The organism is Stenotrophomonas sp. GbtcB23, assembly GCF_019091045.1.
Lineage (GTDB): Bacteria > Pseudomonadota > Gammaproteobacteria > Xanthomonadales > Xanthomonadaceae > Stenotrophomonas > Stenotrophomonas rhizophila_A.
In genome coordinates this window covers 1-266 of record NZ_JAGXKC010000442.1, presented here as the reverse complement: position 1 = coordinate 266, position 266 = coordinate 1, and the positions used below count along the sequence as shown (strand labels likewise).

Below are 266 nucleotides of genomic sequence, written 5' to 3'. Positions count from 1 at the left end.
CAACAGGTGCCCCGACCGCCCCACCGCGACGCTGGCACCGCGGATCGACCGCGGCATGCTCACCGTGCGCCGCACCGAGCTGTGGATCGAGGTGGAGATCAACAGCGACATCCTGTCCACCACCGGCTCGGCCACGCTCGGCGTGCACGCACGCGACACCCTGTCTTCGCTGGCCCAGGTGTTGCACGACGCGCCCAACGGCGGGCGCGTGGAAGGCCACACCGATGATGTGCCGATCGCCACCGCGCTGTTCCCGTCCAACTGGG

General features: G+C 70.3%; 1 pseudogene. It reads left to right on the top strand.

The window, feature by feature from the left end:
• A pseudogene (locus tag KVS69_RS19710) lies at window positions 1-266 on the top strand (flagellar motor protein MotD); the annotation flags it as partial.